The sequence below is a fragment of the Streptomyces sp. NPDC002851 genome (assembly GCF_053591935.1).
Genome location: NZ_JBSFUT010000016.1, coordinates 127,196 through 150,389, shown reverse-complemented (window position 1 = coordinate 150,389; position 23,194 = coordinate 127,196). Strand labels below are relative to the sequence as shown.

Annotated in this window: 19 protein-coding genes and 1 pseudogene; 10 read left to right on the top strand and 10 right to left on the bottom strand. The window is 70.8% G+C overall.

From position 1 onward, the window contains the following. Positions 1 to 13: 13 nt before the first annotated feature. From ACWD10_RS18990 to ACWD10_RS18980, 3 genes are all read left to right on the top strand, one after another. Positions 14 to 1,708 carry a BCCT family transporter gene (locus tag ACWD10_RS18990; protein ID WP_451092324.1) on the top strand — a complete coding sequence of 565 codons (1,695 nt, stop codon included), beginning with the start codon at positions 14 to 16 and terminating at the stop codon, positions 1,706 to 1,708. 168 nt (positions 1,709 to 1,876) lie between these two features. Further along, positions 1,877 to 2,977 carry an ADP-ribosylglycohydrolase family protein gene (locus tag ACWD10_RS18985; RefSeq protein ID WP_451092322.1) on the top strand — a complete coding sequence of 367 codons (1,101 nt, stop codon included), beginning with the start codon at positions 1,877 to 1,879 and terminating at the stop codon, positions 2,975 to 2,977. A 10-nt stretch (positions 2,978 to 2,987) separates the two neighbouring features. Then, positions 2,988 to 3,476 (top strand): NUDIX domain-containing protein, encoded by a 489-nt coding sequence (locus ACWD10_RS18980; protein ID WP_451092320.1) that lies wholly within the window; start codon positions 2,988 to 2,990, stop codon positions 3,474 to 3,476. Positions 3,477 to 3,581: 105 nt separating this feature from the next. On the opposite strand, the gene ACWD10_RS18975 is transcribed toward ACWD10_RS18980, so the two are convergent. The 6 genes from ACWD10_RS18975 to ACWD10_RS18950 all read right to left on the bottom strand — a co-directional run bounded on the left by ACWD10_RS18975 (position 3,582) and on the right by ACWD10_RS18950 (position 11,312). After that, the gene (locus tag ACWD10_RS18975; RefSeq protein ID WP_451092318.1) at positions 3,582 to 4,100 is read right to left on the bottom strand and encodes a methylated-DNA--[protein]-cysteine S-methyltransferase; all 519 of its coding nucleotides are present in this window, start codon (positions 4,098 to 4,100) and stop codon (positions 3,582 to 3,584) included. An 11-nt stretch (positions 4,101 to 4,111) separates the two neighbouring features. Beyond that, positions 4,112 to 5,884, bottom strand: a complete 1,773-nt coding sequence (locus ACWD10_RS18970) for a DNA-3-methyladenine glycosylase 2 family protein (protein WP_451092316.1) — start codon at positions 5,882 to 5,884, stop codon at positions 4,112 to 4,114. Between the two features lie 49 nt (positions 5,885 to 5,933). Further along, a complete protein-coding gene (locus tag ACWD10_RS18965; RefSeq protein ID WP_451092314.1) occupies positions 5,934 to 6,455 on the bottom strand; it encodes an O-acetyl-ADP-ribose deacetylase in 522 nt (173 codons plus the stop codon). A 206-nt stretch (positions 6,456 to 6,661) separates the two neighbouring features. Beyond that, positions 6,662 to 8,089 (bottom strand): phytoene desaturase family protein, encoded by a 1,428-nt coding sequence (locus tag ACWD10_RS18960; RefSeq protein WP_451092312.1) that lies wholly within the window; start codon positions 8,087 to 8,089, stop codon positions 6,662 to 6,664. Between the two features lie 235 nt (positions 8,090 to 8,324). Next, on the bottom strand, positions 8,325 to 9,176 hold the full coding sequence (locus ACWD10_RS18955) for an inositol monophosphatase family protein (protein WP_451092310.1): 852 nt from the start codon (positions 9,174 to 9,176) through the stop codon (positions 8,325 to 8,327). A 210-nt stretch (positions 9,177 to 9,386) separates the two neighbouring features. Then, positions 9,387 to 11,312, bottom strand: a complete 1,926-nt coding sequence (locus ACWD10_RS18950) for a gamma-glutamyltransferase family protein (protein ID WP_451092308.1) — start codon at positions 11,310 to 11,312, stop codon at positions 9,387 to 9,389. Between the two features lie 233 nt (positions 11,313 to 11,545). Here ACWD10_RS18950 and ACWD10_RS18945 point away from each other — a divergent pair, with 233 nt between their 5' ends. Beyond that, the gene (locus tag ACWD10_RS18945; protein WP_451092383.1) at positions 11,546 to 12,610 is read left to right on the top strand and encodes a lipoate--protein ligase family protein; all 1,065 of its coding nucleotides are present in this window, start codon (positions 11,546 to 11,548) and stop codon (positions 12,608 to 12,610) included. Between the two features lie 106 nt (positions 12,611 to 12,716). Continuing rightward, entirely contained in the window at positions 12,717 to 13,358 is a 642-nt protein-coding gene (locus tag ACWD10_RS18940) for a hypothetical protein (RefSeq protein WP_451092306.1), read from the top strand. Positions 13,359 to 13,378: 20 nt separating this feature from the next. Here the strand turns inward: ACWD10_RS18940 and ACWD10_RS18935 are convergent, their stop codons facing one another. Continuing rightward, a complete protein-coding gene (locus ACWD10_RS18935; protein ID WP_451092304.1) occupies positions 13,379 to 13,849 on the bottom strand; it encodes a YybH family protein in 471 nt (156 codons plus the stop codon). Between ACWD10_RS18935 and ACWD10_RS18930 the strand changes: the two genes are divergently transcribed. Both ACWD10_RS18930 and ACWD10_RS18925 read left to right on the top strand, forming a co-directional pair. After that, positions 13,838 to 14,311 carry a winged helix-turn-helix transcriptional regulator gene (locus ACWD10_RS18930; RefSeq protein ID WP_451092302.1) on the top strand — a complete coding sequence of 158 codons (474 nt, stop codon included), beginning with the start codon at positions 13,838 to 13,840 and terminating at the stop codon, positions 14,309 to 14,311. The two genes, ACWD10_RS18935 and ACWD10_RS18930, sit on opposite strands and share 12 nt — an antisense overlap. Positions 14,312 to 14,668: 357 nt before the next feature. Further along, positions 14,669 to 15,295: an NADPH-dependent F420 reductase gene (locus ACWD10_RS18925; RefSeq protein ID WP_451092300.1), complete on the top strand. Its 627-nt coding sequence runs from the start codon at positions 14,669 to 14,671 to the stop codon at positions 15,293 to 15,295. A 120-nt stretch (positions 15,296 to 15,415) separates the two neighbouring features. On the opposite strand, the pseudogene ACWD10_RS18920 reads toward ACWD10_RS18925, so the two are convergent. Then, positions 15,416 to 15,594, bottom strand: a pseudogene (locus ACWD10_RS18920) (IS5/IS1182 family transposase); the annotation flags it as partial. A gap of 644 nt (positions 15,595 to 16,238) precedes the next feature. On the opposite strand from ACWD10_RS18920, the gene ACWD10_RS18915 reads away from it, so the two are divergent. Then, positions 16,239 to 17,846 (top strand): NCS1 family nucleobase:cation symporter-1, encoded by a 1,608-nt coding sequence (locus tag ACWD10_RS18915; RefSeq protein WP_451092299.1) that lies wholly within the window; start codon positions 16,239 to 16,241, stop codon positions 17,844 to 17,846. 374 nt (positions 17,847 to 18,220) lie between these two features. Beyond that, positions 18,221 to 18,784, top strand: coding sequence for a hypothetical protein (locus ACWD10_RS18910; protein ID WP_451092297.1), 564 nt, complete (start codon positions 18,221 to 18,223; stop codon positions 18,782 to 18,784). A gap of 135 nt (positions 18,785 to 18,919) precedes the next feature. Here ACWD10_RS18910 and ACWD10_RS18905 read toward each other — a convergent pair whose 3' ends face one another. Together ACWD10_RS18905 and ACWD10_RS18900 are read right to left on the bottom strand one after the other, a co-directional pair. Continuing rightward, on the bottom strand, positions 18,920 to 19,342 hold the full coding sequence (locus ACWD10_RS18905) for a hypothetical protein (protein WP_451092295.1): 423 nt from the start codon (positions 19,340 to 19,342) through the stop codon (positions 18,920 to 18,922). A 742-nt stretch (positions 19,343 to 20,084) separates the two neighbouring features. Further along, positions 20,085 to 21,404 (bottom strand): hypothetical protein, encoded by a 1,320-nt coding sequence (locus ACWD10_RS18900; RefSeq protein WP_451092293.1) that lies wholly within the window; start codon positions 21,402 to 21,404, stop codon positions 20,085 to 20,087. A 1,018-nt stretch (positions 21,405 to 22,422) separates the two neighbouring features. Between ACWD10_RS18900 and ACWD10_RS18895 the strand changes: the two genes are divergently transcribed. Further along, positions 22,423 to 23,193, top strand: coding sequence for a YqcI/YcgG family protein (locus ACWD10_RS18895; protein WP_451092291.1), 771 nt, complete (start codon positions 22,423 to 22,425; stop codon positions 23,191 to 23,193). The last annotated feature ends 1 nt before the right edge of the window (position 23,194 follow it).

Genomic DNA, 23,194 nt, shown 5'->3' with positions numbered 1-23,194 from the left:
CATAGTGGGCGGCATGAGTGCGGATGCGATCGATCAGCCCACGTCCAGCGAACCGCCCGGCCCGCCCGACGCGTCGGGTAACCGGCCCGACGCCATCGTGGTCGGCATCGGCGTGGTCGTGGTCCTGGCCGTCGTCTGCTGGGCGGCGATCGGCAAGGACTCCTTCAGCGACGCTTCGGACTCCGCACTCGGCTGGGTCCTGGCCAACTTCGCCTGGCTCTTCGTGATCGCCGCGGACATCTTCCTCGTTCTCTGCATCGTCATCGCGTTCAGCCGGTTCGGCCGGATCCGCCTGGGTCGCGACGACTCGGAGCGGGAGTTCAGCAACCTGGCCTGGATCGCGATGATGTTCAGCGCGGGCATGGGCATCGGCCTGATGTTCTACGGCGTGGGCGAGCCGCTCCAGCACTACCTCTCGCCGCCGCCGATGACCGGCGCCACCGGCCAGACCGGCGACGCCGCGAACATCGCGCTCCAGTACTCGTTCTTCCACTGGACGCTCACCCCGTGGGCCATCTACGGCATCGCCGGGCTCGCCCTCGCGTACGCCGGGTTCCGCAAGGCCCGTGGGAACAGGCTCAGTTCGGCCTTCGTGCCGATCCTGGGGCAGCGCCGGGCGGACGGCTGGCCGGGCCGGGTGATCGATCTGCTCGCCGTCTTCGCGACCGTCTTCGGCACCGCGACCAGCCTCGGGCTCGGCGCGCTCCAGGTCGGCAAGGGCCTGCATCTGACGGCGGGCGTCGCCGACACCAAGACGCTGGAGCTGGTCATCATCCTGGCGCTCGGCGCCGCATTCGTGGTCTCCGCCTTCTCCGGCCTGCACCGCGGCGTGAAGTGGCTGAGCACCCTCAACATCGTGCTCGCCGCGCTCCTGATGGTGTTCGTGTTCGTCCTCGGGCCCACCGTGTTCATCCTCGACGCGATCCCGGAGAGCATCGGCGGCTACGTCCACTGGCTGATCCCGATGGCCACCCGGGCCGGATCGTTCGGCGACAGCGAGTGGCTCGGCACCTGGACGATCTTCTACTGGGCGTGGTGGCTGTCCTGGGCACCGTTCGTCGGCACGTTCATCGCCCGGATCTCGCACGGCCGCACGATCCGCGAGTTCCTCATCGGGGTACTCCTGGTACCCAGCACCGCCACCGTCGTCTGGTTCTGCGTCATGGGCGGCACCGGCATCCGGCTCGACGAGACCGGCAAGGTCGACATGGCGGCGAAGCTGGAGGAGGGCGTGGAGGCATCCCTGTTCGGCATGCTGGACGGCCTTCCGCTGTCCACCGTCACGTCCTGGGTCGCCATGCTGCTCGTCATGACGTACTTCGTGACCAGCGCCGACTCGGCCTCCCTGGTGATGGGTTCGCTCACCAGCCGGGGCGCGCTGCACCCGAAGACCTGGCTGGTGGTCGCGTGGGGCGTGCTGATGGGCGCGGTCGCGGCGGTGCTGCTGCTCGCGGGCGGCCTCGACTCGCTCAAGACGGCGACGATCCTGGTGGCGCTGCCCTTTGTGGTCGTGATGCTGGTGCTCTGCTGGTCGCTGTACAAGGAGCTGAGCCAGGACCCCGGGGCCGGGCCCGCCCGCCACCACGCGCTGCACGGCCTGCGGGACGCGGTCCGTGCGATGGTCGGCGACGCGATGCTGGAGCAGCGGGACCCGGTGCGCCACCACCGGCCCCGCCGGATCGAGTCCCGGAGCCAGGACGAGGATTGAGGGCTCCGGACAGGGTTCCGTCACCCCGTGTCCGTGCCGTCGGCTCGGTTGCCGGAACTGGGGGCTGCGCCCCCAGCGCCCCCCTTCGCGCTGAACGCGCTCGTCCTCAAACGCCGGACGGGCTCTTTTGGCCGCGCGACCGCGCCCGGAATTCGGTAAACCGGACGCATGACCCCAGTGGGCACGGAGCTCGACAGGGCGGCGCTCGGCGACCGCACCCTCGGCGGCTGGCTCGGCCGGATCGCCGGGAACATGCTCGGCAAGCCGGTCGAACAGGGCGAGGTCTGGACGCCCGCGCGCATCGACCGCTACCTGCGGCGGGCGGACGCGCTGCCGCTCACCGACTATCTGCCGGAGCCCGCCGACCCCGAGGACGAGCGGCTCCTTCGGCCGGAGTGGCGGGAGTGCGTGCGCGGCCGGATCCGCGCCAGCTGCCGGGACGACGATGTGGACTACGCGATCCTCGGCCTGGAGCTCCTGCGCACCCACGGCTTCGGCTTCACCACCGAGCAGGTCGGCGACCTGTGGCTGCTCCGGCTGCCGTATCTGCAGACGTACACCGCCGAGCGGGCCGCCTACCGGAACCTCGCGAACGGCCTGAAGCCGCCGCTCACGGCGACGTACGACAACCCGTACCAGGAATGGATCGGCGCCCTGATCCGCGCCGACGTCTTCGCCTGGGCCTGCCCCGGCGAGCCGCGCCGCGCCGCCGCGCTTGCCCGCCGTGACGCGGTCCTTTCACACACCGGGAACGGCGTGTACGGGGCGATGTGGGCGGCGGCCCTGATCTCCGCCGCGTACACCGCGGGCAGCGCACGGGCCGCGCTCGATACGGCGCTCACGGTGGTCCCGGAGGGCAGCAGGCTCGCCCGGACGGTGCGCCGGGTGCTCGCGCTGCACGCGGCGGGCGTGCCCTGGCGCGAGACCCTCGCCACGCTCGCCGAGGAGACCGCACCGCTCGGCTGGATCCATGTCGTACCGAACGCGGCGGTCATCACGGCCGGACTCCTGTACGGCGACGGGGACTTCGGCCACACCATCGCCCTGACGGTGCGCGGCGGCCTCGACACCGACTCGAACGGGGCGACCGCGGGCTCCGTCGCGGGCGTCCTCTGCGGCGCGGCGGCGATCCCGGCCCACTGGGTCGAGCCGCTGCGGGACACGGTGCGCAGCGCCGTGTTCGGCTGGGACGGGGTGCGGATCAGTGAACTGGCGGAGTGGACGGTGGCGTTGACGGCGGGATCCGGGGACCGGAACCAGGTGGATTAGGCTCGGCCGGGTGACAGTCGACTACGCCACGTACATCGCCGGCCTTCCCCGGATCCTCGCCGGGGCGTCCGTGCTGTTCCGCGACGCCGAAGGGCGCGTGCTGCTGCTGGAACCCAACTACCGGGACGGCTGGGCGCTGCCCGGCGGAACCATCGAGTCCGACGACGGCGAGACGCCCCGGCAGGCGGCGCGCCGCGAGACCGCCGAGGAGATCGGCCTCGATGTGACGCCCGGACGGCTGCTCACCATCGACTGGGTGTCCGGCGAGGACCGGCCGCCGATCGCCGCGTATCTGTACGACGGCGGCGTGCTCACACAGGACCAACTGGACTCGATCGTGCTGCAGGAGGAGGAGCTGGACTCCTGGCGCCTGGTCCCGGTCGCCGACCTGGACTACTACGGTCCGCCGTGGATGGTGCGCCGGTTGACGGCCGCGCTCACCGCGCTGGCGGACGGGACCGGCCCGGTGGAGCTGGAGGAAGGCCACCGGGTGGACTGAGGACGGGGGTGGAGCTGAGGGCGAGGCTGGGGCTGGGGCTGAGGACGAGGCTAGGGCTGAGGCTGGGGCTGAGTTCGAGGGTGGGGCTGAGGCCGAGGCGGGGGCTCAGGCCCGCTCGAAGTCCAGGAGTCGGCGCTTGCGGTCCAGGCCGCCGCCGTACCCGGTGAGGCCGCCGTTCGCGCCGATCACGCGGTGGCAGGGCACGATGATGCCGATCGGGTTCTTGCCGTTGGCCAGGCCGACCGCGCGGGAGGCGTTCGGCTTGCCGAGGGCGTCGGCCAGTTCGCCGTACGACCGGGTCTCGCCGTACGGAATCCGCCGCAGCTGCTCCCATACGGCGCGCTGGAAGGGCGTGCCGTCCAGGTGCAACGGCAGGTCGAACTCCCGCAGCTCGCCCGCGAAGTAGCGCTCCAGCTGGGCGATCACCTCGGTGAACGGGGTGTCGTCGGGGCTGCCGAAGGTGTCCTCCGGGGGACGGTGCCGCTGGTCGGTCATGTAGAGGCCGGACAGGGTGCCGTCGGTGGCGACGAGGGTGAGGGGGCCGTAGGGGCTGTCGATGACGGTGTGGTGGCGCGTTCGCGTTCCGGTGGTGCTCGTGTGCTGACGCGTTCCGGTGCTTGGCATCGTGCATCTCCTTACGAGGAAAGCCGGTTGATGGGGTGGTCGTCGGTCGCCCACAGGTACTGCACCGCGTACGCCCGCCACGGCCGCCAGGCCGCCGCACGGGCCGTGAGCGCCGCCGGGGTCGAGGGCAGTCCGAGACCCTCCGCCGCGCGCCGGACACCCAGGTCGGTGGCGAGGAACGCGTCCGGGTCGCCCAGGGCCCGCATGGCGATGACGTCGACCGTCCAGGGACCGAAGCCGGGCAGCTCGCGCAGCCGGGCCCGGGCCTGAGCCCAGTCGGACTCGACGCCCAGGGCAAGGCTGCCATCGGCGAGCGCGCGTACGAGCGTGAGCAGTGTGGCGCGGCGGCTGCGGGGCAGCGCGAGCGCCTCGGGGTCGAGGGCGGCCAGGGCGGCGGGCTCCGGGAAGAGGTGGGTGAGCCCGCCTTCGGGGTCGTCGACCGGCTCGCCGTGGGCCATGACCAGGCGGGCGGCGTGGGTACGGGCGGCGGCCGTGGAAACCTGCTGTCCGAGCACCGCACGCACCGCGAACTCCGCCTCGTCCACGGCCCGCGGCACGCGTCGCCCAGGCGCCTTGTCGACCAGCGGCGCGAGCAGCGGGTCGGCGCGCAACTGCTCGTCCACGGCCACCGGATCGGCGTCGAGGTCGAGCATCCGACGGCAACGGCTGATGGCGACGGTCAGGTCCCGCTGATCGGTGAGAGTCAGACGACAGCCGATGTGATCGGGCCGCGGCGTCAGAGCGACAATGCCGTGCCCGTACGGAAGCCGCAGGGTGCGCCGGTATGCGCCGCCGCGCCACTCCTCGACGCCGGGGACGGCGGTGGCAACCAGGTGGCCGAAGAGGTTGTCGGGGGTCAGGGGGGTGCGGAAGGGGAGGCGTAGGGAGATGGTGCCGGGGGTGGGGGTGCCGAAGGCAGGGTCCGTGGGTGGTGGTGCGATGGCTTCGGCATTGCGGTCGGTACGGCGGGCGGCGGTACCCGGGGCGGGGGCGCCGGGAGTGGCACTCGTGGCCGGTTCGGTGGCGGGTGCGGTGGGCTCGAGGCCGCGAGCGGCGATCCCGGAGGCATGGCCTCCGGAAGCGGCGTCCGTGGGTGGTGCGGTGGCCTCGGCGCCGCGGGTGGCGGTCCCCAGGGCGGGGACGCCGAGGGCGGGAGCAAGGGCGGTGGCCGGTGCGGCGCCGTCGGCTCGGCGGGCGGCGGTCGCCTGTCGTGATCCGCGCGTCCGGGTACGCGCACGCAGTTCGCTCGGTGCCAGGGCGAAGACCTCGCGGACGGTGTCGTTGAACGTGCGGACGGAGGCGAATCCGGCCGCGAACGCGACGTCGACCATGGGTAGTTGGGTGGTCTCGATGAGGATCCGGGCGGTCTGGGCGCGCTGTGCGCGGGCCAGCGCGAGCGGCCCGGCGCCCAGCTCGGCGAGGAGCTGGCGCTCGATCTGCCGGGTGCTGTAGCCGAGCCGGGCGGCGAGCCCGGCGACGCCCTCGCGGTCGACGATGCCCTCGGCGATCAGGCGCATCGCGCGGGCGACGAGGTCGGCGCGGTGGTTCCACTCCGGGGAGCCGGGGCTCGTGTCGGGACGGCACCGTTTGCAGGCCCGGAACCCGGCCTGCTGGCAGGCCGCGGCGCTCGGGTAGAACCGCATGTTCCCCGGCTTGGGCGGCACGACCGGGCAGCTGGGGCGGCAGTAGATCCCGGTGGTCAGGACCGCCGTGAAGAACCAGCCGTCGAAGCGGGCGTCCTTGGAGCGGACGGCCCGCAGACAGCTCTCGGTGTCGGTGTGCATGCCCCCAGCTTTGCCGACGGCGACGGCGTCGGCTGGCGAGAATCCGACATCAACCTCGCTCGGCCAGTGCTTCCTCGAAGGCCTGGTATGCGGTCTCGTCGAAGAGCACGAACCGTACCTCCTCGACGGGCGGCGTGGCGGCTTCCCGCACGGTGCTCACCGCGATCCGCGCGCCGTCGTCGAGCGGCCAGCCGTAGACGCCGGTGGAGACGGCCGGGAAGGCGATGGTGGTGGCGCCCAACTCGGCGGCCACACGCAGGGATTCGCGGTAGCAGGAGGCGAGCAGCGCGGAACGGTCCTCGGTACGGGAGTGCACCGGGCCGACCGTGTGGATCACCCAGCGGGCGTGCAGCTTGCCCGCCGTGGTGGCGACGGCCTCGCCGGTGGGCAGCCCCTCCGGGTAACGGGAGTCCCGCAGCTCACGGCATTCGGCGAGGATCTCGGGCCCGCCGCGCCGGTGGATGGCTCCGTCGACGCCTCCCCCGCCGAGGAGCGAGGAGTTCGCGGCATTGACCACGGCGTCGACGCGCTGGTCGGTGATGTCGCCTTGGACGAGGGTCAGGTAGGTCATGCATCCAGGATGTACGCATAAGCCCGTCCGGCGTTCGAGGATGAGCGCGTTCAGCGCGAAATGGGGGCCAGGGGGCGGAGCCTCCTGGTTTCGGGAAGGACCGGGGCTGGGGAAGAAAGCCCCCTCCCCCGCACGCGCTACCGACCTATCCAGGACCTGTCCGGGACGACCTGTCCGGGACCTACCCGGGACGACCTGTCCGGGACCTACCCACCCACCCCCCGCAACCTCCGCCACACCGCCTTGGCCGCGTTGTGCCCCGACATCCCATGCACCCCCGGCCCCGGCGGAGTCGCCTGCGAGCAGAGAAAGACCGCCGGATGCGGAGTCCGATACGGGAACAGCGTCACCCGGGGCCGCAGCACCAACTGCAGACCATCAGCAGCCCCACAGGCGATGTCACCGCCGACGTAGTTGGCATTACGCGCCGCCAGCTGGGCCGGGCCCGCGACCGCCCGGGCAAGCACCCGGTCCCGGAACCCCGGCGCGAACCGCTCCAACTGCCGCTCGATCGCATCCGTGAGATCCCCGTCCCAGCCGTTGGGCACATGCCCGTACGCCCAGAAGACCTGCTTCCCCTCCGGCGCCCGCCCCGGATCGACGACGCTGGGCTGGACCGTGATGAGGAACGGCTTGTCCGGGGCGGCCCCCGTGCGGGACGCGGCATGCAGAGCCGCACCGATCTCGGCCCGGCTCGCACCGATCTGCACCGTGCCCGCCCGCCGGGCCTCCTCGGCGGTCCAGGGCACGGGCCCGTCCAGGGCGTAATCGATCTTGAACGCGGCGGCGCCGTACCGATATCCCGCACCGAACCGCCCGAGCCCCGCGATCCGGGCGAGTGCGGTCGGTGAGGTGTCGAAGACATACGCGCGGGCGGGCGGCAGGTCGTCGAGCCGCTTGACCTCGTAGTCGGTGTGGACCGCGCCGCCGAGGTCACGAAGATACGCGGTGAGCGCGTCGGAGATCGCCTGGGTGCCGCCGCGCGCCACCGGCCAGCCCCGCTCGTGCGCGGCAAGCGCGAAGACCAGGCCCACGGCGCTGGTCGCGAGCCCGTTCAGCGGCGCCATCACATGCGCGACGAGCCCGGCGAACAGGGCCCGGGCCCGCTCGTCCCGGAATCGTTGGCGCATCAGCCAACTGGACGGCGGCAGTCCGGCGAGCCCGAAGCGGGCGAGCGTCACGGGGTCGCGGGGCAGCGCGGTCAGCGGGAGCGACATGAAGTCCCGCACCAGGGTGTCCCACTTGCCGATGAAGGGCTGCACGAGCCTGCGGTACGCGCCCGCGTCGCGCGGCCCGAACGACAGGGCGGTCTCGGCGACGGACCGGGAAAGCACGGCCGCCGTGCCGTCGGGGAACGGGTGCGCCATGGGCAGCGGGTGGTGCAGCCACTCGAGCCCGTACCGCGCGAGTGGCATCCGTGAGAACGCGGGCGAGCCGATGCCCAGCGGGTGCGCGGCCGCACATGGGTCGTGCCGGAAGCCGGGCAGCGTGAGCTCCTCGGTGCGCGCACCGCCGCCGACGGTGTCCCTGGCCTCGAAAACGGCCACCGAGAAGCCGCGCCGGGCGAGCTCCACGGCCGCGGTCAGTCCATTGGGCCCCGCCCCCACGACGACGGCATCAAGCATCGACGGCACTTCGGACTCCTTTGTCGGCCGACGGCCAGTTGCAGCACAGGATATGCCGGGCCACGGACAGCCCCACGGGGCCTGTGGGAGCACTCAGCCAGGCCTCGTACGACGGGGCTCGGGCCTCGTACGGCAGGTCTCGGACCTCGTACGACGGAGAGTCGAAGCCGTACGACAGGGCGCGGACCTCGTACGACGGAGATCGAAGCCCGTACGACGGGGAGTCGGGCTCGTACGACGAAGCTCAGCCCCCGGCCGCGAGCAGCCCCACCACCGTGTCCAGTGTGGCCTCGTCGCGGGCCGCCGCGAACGGCAGGGCGTTGCCACCGGTTATCCGGAAGGGCTCGCCCGCGACGGTGCGGTGGCCGCCGCCGATCTCGGTGACCAGGAGCAGCCCGGCCGCGTGGTCCCAGGCGTTCTCCCAGGAGAAGGCGACCGCGTCCAGCTCGCCCTTGGCGATGGCCAGGTACTCCAGACCGGCGGAGCCGCACGGGCGCGCGTGCACGCCGTCCGCGCGCAGGCCGAGCAGGGCGCGCTTCTGGTCCGGGGTGGTGAAGTCCGGGTGGGACGTGGCCACTTCGAGGGGGCGGCCGAGGGCCGGAGGCAGCGCGTGCAGCGCCTCTCCGTTCAGAAACACGCCGCGGCCGCGTACCGCCGTGGCCATTTCCTCGAGCGCGGGGGCGTACGTCCAAGAGGCGAACACCTCGCCGCCGCAGGCGAGCGCGACGAGGGTGCAGAAGGCCGGGTCGCCGTGGACGAACTGGCGGGTGCCGTCCACGGGGTCGACGATCCAGACCGGGGCTTCCTCGCGCAGCGCGTCGTACTTGGTCGGGTCGGCGTGAACGGCCTCCTCGCCGACCACGACCGAGCCGGGCAGGAGCGCCGTGAGGGACGCCGTGAGGTGCTCCTCGGCGCGTCGGTCGGCGACCGTGACCAGATCGTGCGGGCCGCTCTTCTCGTCGATCTCGTGCGCGGCGAGCTGCCGGAACCGGGGCATGACCTCGGCGGCGGCCGCCTTGCGCACCGCCTCCTCGGCAGCGGCCGGGCCGGGGCCCGAGGGCCCGCCTTCGAGAAACCCTTCGAGCTCTTCGATCATGCGTCCATCTCACCACGCCCCTCTGACATTCGGCAGTGGAAGGTAGGCGGGGGTTTCCGGGGCCGGGCCGTCGGGCGACCGGGCGGTCGGGCCGTCGGGGGACGGGCGATCGGAGGGACGGGCGGTCGGGGGGACGGCGCTCCGGAACGGCTTTTCTCACCGCCCCACCGCTTCTCACCGCCCCACCGCCTCTTACCGCCGCACCGCTGCTTACCGCCCCACCGCGTAGCCCTGCATCCCGCGCGGGTTCGCGGCGGCCGAGAGCACCCCGGTCCGCGGGTCGCGCGCGACCGCGCAGAGGCGGCCCTCGGACCAGGGGCCGCCCACGGTGACGTCGTGGCCCCGCGCCCGCAGGTCCTCGATGATCTCGTCCCCGATCCGCGACTCGACGGTGACGCTGCCGGGGCGCATGCCGCGTGGGTAGAACGAGCCGGGGAAGGAGTCCGTGTGCCAGTTGGGCGCGTCGACGGCGCCCTGTAGGTCGAGCCCGCCGCGCACCGGTGCGCGCAGTGCCACCGCGAGGAAGAAGTGCAGCTGCCACTGGTCCTGCTGGTCGCCGCCCGGGGTGCCGAAGGCGAGCACCGGCACGCCGTCGCGCAGCGCGAGCGACGGGGTGAGGGTGGTGCGCGGACGGCGGCCGGGGGCAAGGGAGTTGGGCAGTCCGGGGTCGAGCCAGGCCATCTGGAGGCGGGTGCCGAGCGGGAAGCCGAGCTCGGGCACGACCGGGTTGGACTGGAGCCAGCCGCCGCTCGGTGTGGCGGCGACCATGTTGCCCCACTGGTCGACGATGTCGAGGTGACAGGTGTCGCCCCGGGTGGCGCCGGTCCCGGCGACGGTCGGCTCGCCCGCACCGGCCACCGGGGTGCCCATGGCGTAGTCGCCCGAGGTGACGGTGGTGGCGTGCGCGCTCAGGCGCGGGGTGCGGCCGCCCGGGCGTCCGGGCCGTAGCTCGTGCGAGGCCTCGGCGCCGATGAGGGCCCGCCGGGTGGCGCTGTACGCGGGCGAGAGCAGCTCGTCGAGGGATACGTCAGCGACATTGGTGCCATCGGGATCGCCGTACCAGGCCTCGCGGTCGGCCATCGCGAGCTTGCAGCCCTCGACGAGCCGGTGCACGTATGCGGCGGAGCCGTAGGCGGGCAGCTCGGCGGGGTCCTCGGGGAGCAGCGCGAGTTGCTGGAGAAAGGCGGGGCCCTGGCTCCACAGCCCCGCCTTGCAGAGGGTCCAGCCGTTCCAGTCGTACGTGGCCGGGGCCTCGTAGGACGCGGCGTACGCGGCGAGGTCGGCGGCCGCGAGGGTGCCGGTGTGGCGGCGGCCGCTGGTGTCGAGGGTGGGGCGCGCGGCCTGGCGGACCAGGGCCTCGGCGATGAAGCCGGTGGACCAGATCCGCCGGGCGGCGTCGATCTGCCGTACGCGGGCGGTCGGGGCGCCTTCGCCCCCGGCCCCGTCACCCCCGGCCCCGTCGCCCCCGGCCCCGTCGCCCCCGGCCCCGTCGTCCACGGCCCCGTCGTCCACGGAGGTCTCCGCCGCCGTCTCCGCCTCCTCGATCAGGCGGCGCCAGGTCGCGGCGAGTGCCGGGTTGCGCAGGAGCTCGCCGGGGCGCGGAAGTTGGCCGTCCAGCAGGTAGATCTCGGCGGAGGAGCGCCACTCGGGCTCGTTCTCGAACAGTGCCCTGACGGTGTCGACGGTTTCGCAGACCCGCTCCACGGGCGCGTGGCCGTGCTCCGCGTACCCGATGGCGTACTTGAGGACCTCGGCGAGCGATTTGGTGCCGTGGTCGCGCAGGAGCAGCATCCACGCGTCGAAGGCGCCCGGCACGGCGGCGGCCAGCGGGCCGGTGCCGGGGACGAGGTCGAGGCCGAGCGAGCGGTAGTGCTCGATGCTCGCCCCGGAGGGCGCGGGCCCCTGCCCGCACAGCACCCGCACCTCGCCGTCGGCCGGTGCGAGCAGGATCGGCACTTCGCCCGCCGGGCCGTTGAGGTGCGGCTCGACGACGTGCAGGACGAAGCCCGCGGCGACGGCCGCGTCGAAAGCGTTGCCGCCGTCCTCGAGGACGGCCATCGCGGACTGGGAGGCGAGCCAGTGCGTGGAGGACACCATGCCGAAGGTGCCCTGGAGGGTGGGGCGCGTGGTGAACATTGCCGCAGGCTAGCGGCCGGGGCGGGGGCACCGGGTAGGGGGCGGGGGGCACCGGGCCCGGAGGCGGGGGCACCGGGCACGGGGCGGCGGCACCGGACACGGGGGCGGGAGCACCGGGCACGGGGCGGCGGCCGCTGCCACGGCCCGCGAAGATCGGAGAGACACCCCCTAGGTCCCGGAGTACGATTCGCTCCGGTTCAGGCGGAATGCGAAAGCACCCGGAGGACAGCACAGTGCACGGCGAGTACAAGATCCCCGGAGGCAAGCTCGTCGTGGTCGACGTCGAGGTGCACGAAGGCTTGCTGCGCCACGTGCGGGTGGCCGGGGACTTCTTCCTCTGGCCGGACGAGGCGTTCACGGCGCTGAGCCATGCCCTGGAGGGCGCACCCGCGGATACCGACGCCCCGGGGCTTGCCGCCCGGATCGACGCGGTGCTGCCGGCCGGCACCATTCTGTACGGCCTGACCACGGAGAGCGTGGGCGTCGCGGTCCGCCGCGCCCTGGCGCACGCCACCAACTGGGGGGACTACCACTGGCAGTTGATCCACGAGGGCCCGCAGCACCCGTCCCTGCACATGGCCCTGGACGAGGTGCTCACCAAGGAGGTGGCCGCCGGGCGCCGCCCGCCCACGCTGCGCGTCTGGGAGTGGGACACCCCGGCCGTGGTGATCGGCAGCTTCCAGTCGCTGCGCAACGAGGTCGACCGGGCGCGCGCGGCCCAGCATGGCGTCGAGGTGTTCCGGCGGATCAGCGGCGGCGGGGCGATGTTCATGGAGCCCGGGAACACCATCACGTACTCCCTGTCGGTGCCCGAAGCGCTCGTGCAGGGCCTTTCGTTCGCGGACAGTTACGCCTATCTCGACGAATGGGTGCTCGGCGCGCTCGGCGACATGGGGATCACGGCCTGGCACCAGCCGCTCAACGACATCGCCAGCGAGGCCGGGAAGATCGCGGGCGCGGCGCAGAAGCGGGTGGTCGGGCCGCGCGGCGGTACCGGGGCAGTGCTTCACCACGTGACCATGGCGTACGACATCGATGCTGACAAAATGCATGAAGTGCTGCGAATCGGGCGCGAGAAGCTTTCCGACAAGGGCACGAAGAGCGCGAGGAAGCGGGTCGATCCGCTGCGCCGCCAGACCGGGCTCCCCCGCGAGGCCGTCATCGAGCGAATGGTCGACTCGTTCCGCACGCGTTACGGCCTGGCGGCCGGGAAGGTGACGGAGGAAGAGCTCGTACGGGCCAAGGAGCTCGCGCGGACGAAGTTCGCGGCACCGGAGTGGACGGCCCGGGTGCCCTAGCCAGCGGCGCTCGGGTTCACACCCCAAACCCCCCTATGGCGCAGGCCGGCACATGTGGCACTGTCGTGACTCACACCTCACCTCTCCGCTGCCGGAGGTGGACGCAGTGCGTTCCCTGCCCCTGATGCTCGTCGCTCGTCTGCTGCCGGTCGTGGCGCTCGCCACGGCCGGTTGGGCATGGACGACGGGCCCCTACGCCCCCGCCGACAAGCCTGCCGCGAAGGCCGCCCCGGCCAACGCCGAGGCGGCGGCGGCCGAGCCCACGTACCGCAAGGCCCCCGCCCCCTGCGACGCGCTCCCCGAGGAGACCGTCAAGAAGCTCGTCCCGGAGGCGAAGACCGCGGGCAAGGAGCTGAGCCTCACCGACCGTGACCGGCGCCGTACCTGCACGTGGAGCGCGCTCAAGGGCTACGACTACCGCTGGCTGGACGTCTCGTACGAGGTGACGAAGACGGAGGACGCGGCCCGTACGGCGTACAACAAGTTCCGCACCGGCGCCGACGGCGGCACCACGAAGATCGCGGACCTCGGCGACCAGGCGGCCTCGGCGGCGCACCGCTCCACGAAGGACGGCCAGAAGTCCCAGAAAGCCACCGTCACCGTGCGCGACCGGAATGCCCTCGTCCGGGTCACGTACACCGGCAGCGACTTCGAGGACAAGGGCGCCCCCGAGGCGGACACCATGCGCGAGGGCGCGGTGCGGGCCGCCAAGGCCGCGGTCTCCGCGCTTCCGGAACCGACGAAGTAGACCGGGAGCCGCCCGCCGCCCTACAACAGGGCACCGCCGCCCCCGAACGGACTGTCGATCACATACCGCCACAGCCCGTCGGGCCCACGGCGGGCCACATCCGTGGCGGTGCCCTCGATGTGGTGGTGCTCCCCGTCCGGCCCGGTGCCGTCGATGACCCAGTCGACGATGAGCAGGGCGAGGTCCCCCGCCACGCAGGTCTGCCGAGGGCGCACGGTGATCGGCAGGCCGAGGGCCTGGAACTCGGCGTTGGCACGGTGCAGTTCGGACCCGGTCAGCGCGGCTCCGGAGTGCGGTACGAAGACGGCGCCCTCCTCGTAGACCTGCGCGAGGACGTCCGGGCGGCCGGAGTTGAAAGCGGTGGCGAAGACGAAGGGATGTTGCCCGGGGTCGCTGGTGAGGGGGACAGTGGGCGCATGGTCAGGCCCGAAGTCCGAAGTGACGCTCGTGTTCCGGCTCGCGTTCCGGCTCATGTTCGAGTGCAGGCTCATGCCCCGAGCCAACCGCCGGGCGCCGCAGGTCACCAAACGGAAACCCACGCGGCGGCCGCCGCGGCCGTCTCCGCCTCCGCCTCTGCGGCGGGCCAACCCTCCCCCTGGGACGAGGAGTTGGTCCCCGACGAGCACGGCCGAACCCGTCGCCCCGAGCCCGACTGCCCGGTGGAGGCCGCCCTCGCCGCGGTGTCCGGCCGCTGGACCACGCTCATCCTGCGGGAGTTGATGGCCGGTCCGCACTCCTTCGGCGAACTGCGCGGACAGCTGCCGGAGATCAGCGCCAAGGTGCTCGCCGAGCGGCTGCGCGACCTGGAGGGCCGGGGCATCCTGACCCGCGAACGCCTCCCGGCCTTCCCCGTCCGCACCCGCTACCACCTCACCCGGGCCGGCCAGGCCCTGCGCCCGCTACTCATCGAGCTCTACCGCACGGGCACGGCACTCCGGGAGATCACGAGGTAGCGGGTAGCGGGCAGCGGGTAGCGGGCAGCGTCCTGGGGAAGGCGTTCGACGGCTGGACAACGGCCGCCGAGGTCGGCGGCCAGCCGTGGACCCTCTGGCTCTGCTTCGTGATCTTCTGGGCGCTCGAACTGGCCATCATCTACCGGGGGATGGACGCAATGGCTAGGAGTTGTCGTCAAGGTGTCACGCCCACATCGGGGGCGATACGGGGGCGATACGAGGGTGACGGCTGCCCGGTAGGCGTCGGCGGTCTTGTCGTTGCGAGTGGCGAGCGACCGCAGAACTAGGTCTTTGGTGCCGTTCCACCCGGGCCCGCGGTCCGATTCGACGAGCCCTGACGACGGCTAGCGTCGCACCATGCGTATAGGACTTCTTGGCACCGGCAACGTCGCCCGAGCACTGGCCCACGGCTGGAGCGCCGCAGGACACGACGTGCTCCTCGGATCACGCCGGCCTAAGGACCGGACAGACCTCGGTCTCCCCGTGGCGGGCCTGAGCGAGACAGCCACCCATGCACAGGTACTGGTCAACGCCACCCCGGGGACCGTCTCCGTAGAACTGCTGCTCTCCATCGGGGCACCGGCGCTGGCCGGCACCCTACTGATCGATGTCGGGGTCGGCCTCTCCGACGACTTCACCGAGCTCTCGCACCCCAACAGCAGCCTGGGTGAACAGATCCAGGAGGCATTTCCCCTCACCCCCGTCGTCAAGACGCTGTGCACCATGGACTCCACCGTGATGACCGCCCCAGACGGTCTCGACGGCCCGAGCACCGTCTTCCTCTCCGGCGACGACGCCGAAGCCAAACGGACCACCGGCCGACTGCTCACCGACCTCGGCTGGCCGCCGTCGTCCCAGCTGGACATCGGCGGCATCACCACCGCACGCGGACAGGAGCACTTCGCCCTGCTCTTCATGGGCATCGCGGGAGGTCTGGGGGCCCACACGTTCAACATCAACGTGGTCACCCGCCCTTCTGCCTAAAGACTGTCCCGTAAATGATCTTCGGTGAGGTGAGAGTGCGTGCCTTCGCCGGGTGAGTGGTTCGCTCACCCGGTGATGGCGAGGTTGTGCAGGCGGGCGATGCCGCGCATGACGTGGTGCGCCGTCGGCGATCGTCACGGTCTTGCCGACGGCGGCTTGGGCGCCGGATTCCTCCCACGCCTTGCAGTCGTTTCGGTTTCCGGCAAGCGCTCGGCCACCACGATGTCTTGGCGGTTGTCGGGGGCGAAGACGACCTGGTGGTTGGTGGAGTACCGACAGTTCTTCGACCGTGCGGCCACGGCAGCTGGCGCAGCGTCAAGTTCCTGCGCCAGTACGCCGCAACCAGCAACAGGGGATCAGAAGCCGACTGTTACCCAACTCACTTCCATCCCAAGGCAGTTACAGCACCCACAGGACTCTACGCGTCTCGTATCCTCACAACGTCTGAGGCGAGTTGGGCGTTCCCTGGCGAGAAGCCCCTGTGCCGATGCATCAGAGGTCCCTGTCGCAGAGTCTCTCACTGGCACCTACGCCGCACAGCTCGATGCGGAGCGTTCGTGGCCGCAGCGCAGGAGCACCTGAACGGAGCGAAGCTACGCCCCTTCCCCGACCCTGGGTTGTGGCATCGCCAGCCATCCCAAACCCGGCCCCCGTGCCCAAGCTCGCTCGGGCACGGTCGTCGGCAGACCGCGCGTCTCTTGTCCATGCCGGGCACCGGTGCATTGCGTGCCACTCCCGCAACGGCGGCCGGATCTGTACAGTCTCTCTACTCCGCACCCCGCACCCCGCACCCCGCACCCCGCACTCGATACGACGGCTTCCGACCCGGTTCCGGCGCCCCAACGTCCCGTCCCCACAGCGGAATTCCCTCACCGTTAATCGCCAGAGCGCAAATCGCCTCACCTCGCCCCTCCCCCGACGGACTCTGTAAAGCGAGGGCTCGATGTCATCGACGGTTCCTCCCGTGCCGGGGCCCATGCCCGGCCCCGGCCCGCACACGGCGCCGGGCGCGGCCGACGCCACGCAGCGCACGCACCCCGACGGCCGGGTGTCTCTCGCCGAGGGCGTGGCCCTGGACGACCCGCGGTTCGCCAACGCGGATCTGCTGCCGGTTCCGACGGAGCGGCGTACCTGGGGTGTGTACAACTACACGGCCCTGTGGGTGGGCATGGCGCACAACATCCCGTCCTGGACCCTGGCTTCGGGCCTGGTGGCGCTCGGGATGGACTGGAAGCAGGCGGTCTTGGTCATCACCCTCGCCAATGTCATCGTGCTCCTTCCGATGCTCCTGACGGGCCACGCCGGGCCGAAGTACGGGATTCCGTTCCCGGTGGTGGTGCGTGCCTCGTTCGGAATGCGCGGCGCGAACCTGCCCGCCATGATCCGGGCGGCAGTGGCCTGCTGCTGGTTCGGGATCCAGACATGGATCGGCGGACAGGGCATCTTCCTGCTCCTGGGGAAGGTGTTCGGCGGCTGGACGAGAGCCGCCGAGGTCGGCGGCCAGCCGTGGACCCTCTGGCTCTGCTTCGTGATCTTCTGGGCGCTCGAACTGGCCATCATCTACCGGGGGATGGACGCGCTACGCCGGTTCGAGAACTGGGCGGCGCCGTTCGTACTCGTCGGCGCCGTAGTGCTGCTCATATGGGTCACGTCGAAGGCGGGCGGCTTCGGGCCACTGCTCGACCAGCCCTCCAAGCTGGGCTGGGGCGCGGACTTCTGGCCGGTGTTCTTCCCCGCCCTCATGGGCATGATCGGCTTCTGGTCCACGCTGTCCCTGAACATCCCCGACTTCACGCGGTTCGGGAAGGGGCAGCGGGCCCAGGTCTGGGGCCAGTCGCTCGGTCTTCCGACCACGATGACGGCGTTCGCGCTTCTGTCCGTCCTGGTGACGTCCGGTTCGCAGGTCGTGTACGGGGTGCCGCTGTGGGACCCGGTGGAGCTCGCGGCGAAGAGCGACAACGTCTTCGGGCTGCTCTTCGCCCTGGTGACGGTGCTCATCGCGACGATCTCCGTGAACATCGCGGCGAACGTGGTCTCCCCCGCGTACGACCTGGCGAACCTGCTCCCGAAAATCATCAACTTCCGTACCGGCGCCGTGATTACGGGCGTGGTCGGCGTCCTCGTCATGCCGTGGAAACTGACCGAGACCCCGGAGCTGTACATCTTCACCTGGCTCGGTGTCGTGGGCGGACTGCTCGGCACGGTCGCCGGAGTGATGATCGCGGATTACTGGATCGTCCGCCGGACCGTCCTCGATCTCGCCGGGCTCTACGACCGGCACGGACCCTACTGGTACACCGGCGGCTGGAACTGGCGAGCCCTGCTCGCCTTCGCCATCGGCGGGGCCCTGGCCGTGGGCGGGTCCCATTCCGCGCCGGGCAAGGGCCCGTTCCCCGAGGACGGCCTGATCCCGGTCCTCCGCCCGCTCGCCGACTACGGCTGGGCCGTCGGGCTCGCCACCGCCCTCGTCCTCTACACCCTCACCAGCCTCCCCCGGGCCCGCACCGTCCCGGCCAACCAGGACCGCTCGGTCCCGGACCGACCACGGTAACCAACGGACGCCGGTAGACAACGACGCTGCCCCTCGACATCTCCCCCTGAACGTCATTGAGGCAGAGTTCGCACCGGAGGGGCGGCCCTGCGCCCGCCAACACGACGCTGGCCTTGTCGGCCTCCGAAACGAAGTCCCGCCGCGTCGTTTCGAAACGGAACAACCAACCCCGAGACAGGGCGCTACAGCGAGGCGAAAGGTCAGCCGAAAGTCAGGCCGTAGCCCACGCCCCGCCCTTGCACGTGTTCTCTCGGCATTGAGCATCGATTGGGTCATGCGGGGTGGCCCCCAAGCAGCCCCTTCCGGGGCACCGGCCCACCTGTGGGATTCTTCAACAACTCGGCGCAGGGCAGTACGGAAGGGGCAGCGGGGCAATGGCGGACTGGCTGAGCGTCATCGTGGCAGTGGTGTCCGCGGTCATCGCCGCACTCTCAGTGGTGTGGGCGCGGCGGCTGGCACGCGGCACGTTCACCGATTCCGCGTTCGAACTCGCACGTTCCCTGCACCACGACCTGACCACAGGGGACGTGGCCAAGGCCCGTGACCTCTTGGAGTCGTTCGGCCGCGGTGCCCGCCCCCAGGACGCCGACGGAGCGTACGCCGCCACGGTCCGGGACGCGTATTTCACGCTCCTGTGGTGCTTCGAACGCGTTTGGGCCGGGCGCCGCAGCCTGGTCGCAGACCAGAACCACCAAGAGACCAGGGCAGCGGTCAAGTTCCTCGACGAGATGATCACCTGGCATGTGGCCCACTGGGCGGACTCCTGGCCCTCGCTGCGCGCCGCGCTCACGGCTCCCGACATGGTTCCCGGACTGAGCGACGGGGATTCCCTCGCCGCTCTCCGTAATCTTGCTGAGGCCGTTGCCGCAACGCCGGAACGCGTCGGCGGGCTCGAATCACTTATGCAGGGCTGCAGCCCACAGAGACAGCCAAACTGAGAGGGTGTGGATAGGGCGGCAACTCATCACGCCGCTACGTGAATGCGATGGACGCACGCACTCGCGGCACGCGGCACGCGCCTTCTCCGGGGCCCTATCGCAGGCGAGCCGCAGCCCGGGATCGCTGCCGCGGCCTCACACAGTGTCGCCGTTGCTCGGGGCCTGCCCTGTGGTGTCCGGCCAAAGCTGGACGACCCAGCGCTCGACGCCCTCGTAGAACAGCTCGATCTCTTCGTAGGTCAGGCGGTGGGCCTCCTCCCGCCCGGTGCACGTGACCCGGGCGCGGGCGGGGCCGGAGAAGGGCGGCGGGTCGAGTTCCTCGTACTCGCTGACCTCCATCCCCTGAAGGAGCAGCGGTCCGTCGCCGATGCGGACGGGGAACTCGGCGGCCACCGGCCTGCCCCCGGCCGGGTTGCTGTCGGGGGCAGGCGGGGCCGCGTCCCAGTACTCGACGCGGATGGCGGCGGTGTGGTCGTTGCCCGCGCTGAACAGGCCCAGGCCGTGATCCGCGGCCGAGACGCCCCGGACAGGTGGTCTTCTGCCTCTGAGTCCGTGCATCAACTCGCTGATCCCCGGTTCGGTCAGCGGCCTGGTGTGGGTGGATAACACCCCGCCGTTTCAGCTGCACTGGAGACCCAACGCTCAGGCCGCCCAGCAGCTTCCTGGCGCGAGCTCTGCCGCTTTGCAGCAGTCGTGGGGCCGTTCTTGATGACAGCGGGAGGACGTACCTATCCACACGGGGGATGCCCAGGCAACTCAAGCGGCGCTGTCCAGTGCGTCGGTGACCTCGGCGAGGTTCGCAGTGCGACCGGCTGACCGCGCTTGGGGACGGGCTGGTGCCCGGCACGGCGTACTCCGTGCCGGGATTCCCAGACCCTGAGGTGTTCGCCCTCTTGCCGAGCGAGTACGAAGTCAGGCTCTGGCCACGAGGGACTGGCCGCCACGTCCAACTTGGTTGCTGACAGCGTCGGTTGTAACGCAGGCCGTCACGCTGCTGGCCCGCGGTCTCACCTGCGCGATGGAGGGGTGCGGTTGATCCGCCACCGCATCGCCGAGGGCGATCGGCTGGGGCATCCCGGGCGGCAAGGTCTCGATTCCCTCCGCACCCGCCACCGCATGCGCAGCCTGCGCGATGGCGGAGCCGTGTGGCCGTACTGGGCCACTGCGCGCACACTCTCATCCCGCTGTCTGCGCAGGCGGCGCTGCCTGCGCAGACGGCGTACGGCCCAGGTGCCACCGGCGACCAGCACGGAGGCGGCGAGGCTGCCGAGGAACTCCGGCAGGGCAGCTGCCAGCAATGTCACAGCCGGACCCCCTGACACTGGCTCCTGAGAACGACACGCCGCTCGCGTTCCGCGGCCAGGCGCCGCACCTTGCGCCGGACTCGCTCGCCGACCAAGTCCGGGTTGCTGGCCCCGGCCTGACGAGCGGCGTCGGCCCAGGTGGCGACGCCCGGTTCCGCCCAGGCCAGAGCCACCTTCTGTTCCGCGGGAAGCAACGCCCGCACGAGAGCCGCGAGTCGGACGTTATCCGGCTCGACTTCGCCCACCTCGTCGACCGTATCCATCACGGAGGCGATGAGGTCGTGCAGGGTGAGTCCGTCGCCGAGCGGAGTGTCGAGCAACAGCACCCGCCCTTGCTGAGTGCGCCGCCGCCACACGGGAGTCAACTGCCGGTGAGCGGCGCGGGCATCGGCACGTAGCCGCTCCAACGCCGCTCCGTCGAGCCGCCGGCCCTCCTGCAGCGGTTCCACCCACTCGCCGAGCAAGGCCGTCGACACGGCCTCCTGCCAGCGGGCCCCGCGCCACAGCCCCAACACCTCCGTCGTGAACGGCTCCACCAGGTCACCACGGCCCGCCAGCGCGGCCTGCCGCGCCTCCAACGCCCGTACGACAGGGGACTTCGCCATCACATCCGGCGAGGGAGGTGCCACACCGATCCGGGTTGGATCGGCGGTCGGAAACTCCAGAGGCTGGCAGGTGTCGACGGCGCCGTCCTCATACACCGTGACAGACAAGGGATGCGCAGACCTGCCGGGTCCGAAGAAGGCCACCCTGCCCAACCCCTCACCCTGCCAGTGTGGTTCAGGATGCGGGACCCGTACCGTCACCCACTGATTCTCCAGGTCCACCTGCTTGAGCGCGGCGCCCGGAGTCCGGACCGGCAGCGCCGGCCGGTCCGGATCCACACCCGGCAGTACCCGCCCGGCACCACCCTGGGCCAAGGGCGGGCTCAGAACCGGAGGGTCCTCCGTCCACACCTCGGCCAGAGCCCGACGGAACTCCCGCAAGCTGGCCGCGAAACCAGCGCCAGGCCTGGGCAGCCACTCCAGCTTCTTCAGGCGGAGGGCCGCCCGGCCTTCCACGAATCCACGCGGCCGCACCGTCTCCATGACGAAGGAACCATCGGGACGTTCCCGAAGCAGCCGCACACGGCGCCCTCTCCTGAACAGAGGCAGCCGCACACGGCAGACGGCAGACAGCCGCTCACTGATGGTCGTAGATACGTCGGACACGAACAGGCTCCTTGAAGGACAGGTGAAGAAGGCTTCCTCTTCTAGGCCTTCGCACAGGGCCGGACCGGCAAAGAAATTATCGACCCGGTACGTGATGCTCGTCACACGGAGGGCTGGCTGCTCAGCCCGGGATCCGCGGCGGGCACGAGCACCGAGCTCTCGGCGGGTTGGCTTCGATCACTTCTTACGGCTCTGGCTCAGGTTGTGTGGAGCCGTCACGGTGGGTGACAGCCAAGGTGTTCGCGGCCCGTGCCGAAGTTGCCCGAAGACGGTCAGTAACTGCTGTGTCATAGCTGACAGTTCGGGGCCGTGGAAGAGGTCATGCTCCGCTCGAAGGAGCTGTAGTTCCCGTCAGTCGCGGACGTCGTGGTGCTGCCTCGCGTAGGCCCTGGACGGTGCCCTCGTCGGCGCGTAGGTGTTGCTGGTCGCTGCTCCGGAGTCTGACTTTCTTGGGGTAGCGCCTGGTTGTCCTGGGCCGCCCTCTCGATGAAGTCTCTACGGAGAGCACGGGAGTCGTGCCTGGTCAGTGAGTTGTTTACGCAGAGAACCAAGAGATGCCCTGCTTCATAGAGAGCGGCAACCTGTCGTGTCGGGGCACCGTCCGGAACGAGCCGATGGCGCTCTCTCGCTGTTGCTGCGGCGGCCGATTGCCGTGTGGCTCTTGGAGGCCGTTGAACTGGTCCAGTACGGACTTCCGTCTTCCCTGCTTGCCAGCCGTGCTGGGCCACCCCTGGCCTTACGGCAGCTCACGCAGAAGAGTCCGACCCGCCTCCACTGCCCACGGCCCCGCCGAGTGCACGCTCCAGCCCCCGCGCTTCGTCGGCTAGACCCAGGGTAAGGGGCTCGTCCTGGAAGCCCCGTGACCGTGAGCTCGTCATGGAGCTGCATCAACCGCCCGGTTGCCTGGCGGACGTGGGAGCGCAGTGAGTTTCCATGGAGGGCAAAACTTACAACTGCCGTGCCTGACTGCCTTTCTCGCAAGGGGAAGTACAGCCCGTACAACCTTCGTTGTACGGGCTGTACTTCCTTCCTCAACCCTTCGATTCAACCTGTTGTGACGCTCCGATTCTGCGGGTCACGATGGCCATCACCGCAGCCCTTAACCACAGAAACGGATGGCTAGGTGCATACGTCGCAGAAATCCACAGTAATTGTTTCCCAGGCACAGACAGGTGAATTCGAAGAGGGTTGGGAGCGCATCGCAGTCGAGGAGATTGCGGCCCGGCTCGCCGACCCGGACTTTCCCTGCGTCTTCTCGCGGAACGCCTTCCGCAAGCAGCTCCTGAGATTCGTCTTCGTGGCGGACGGCGGGAGCGACGGCATCGGGCACCTGGCGGCAGCCCTCACGGAATACGTCGAGCAGGCCAGAAGCTGGGACGGTCGGCTGGACACCGCGTATCCGCTGGTCGTGGTGTTCTCGCCGGAAGCCGTGACAGCGGACTCGGTCGAGGACCAGCACGCCTTCGGCTGGCACGTCCTGCAGGAACTGCACCGCATCGACCCCGCGCCCTGGCCGGCCGACGTCGCCCGGCATCCCGACGCCGAGACCTGGTCCATGTGCTTCAACGGAATGCCTCTGTTCTGCAATATGAGCAACCCCGCACACCGGGTTCGCCGCAGCCGGAATCTCGGCGGTTCCTTCGTTCTCGTCATCAATCCGCGGGAGCGGTTCGATGTGTTCGCCGGAGACAATCCGAGCGGGCGGAAAGTGCGCTCCAACATCCGCGAGCGAATACACCATTACGACGGTATTCAGCACTCCCCCCAATTGGGTTCCTACGGCGTCGGCGCCCTCGAATGGCGCCAGTACGGCCTGATCGAGGAGAACACCGGGCGAACCGACACCTGCCCCTTCGAACCCCACATCGCCGACGACACGCAGAGGACGTCCTGAC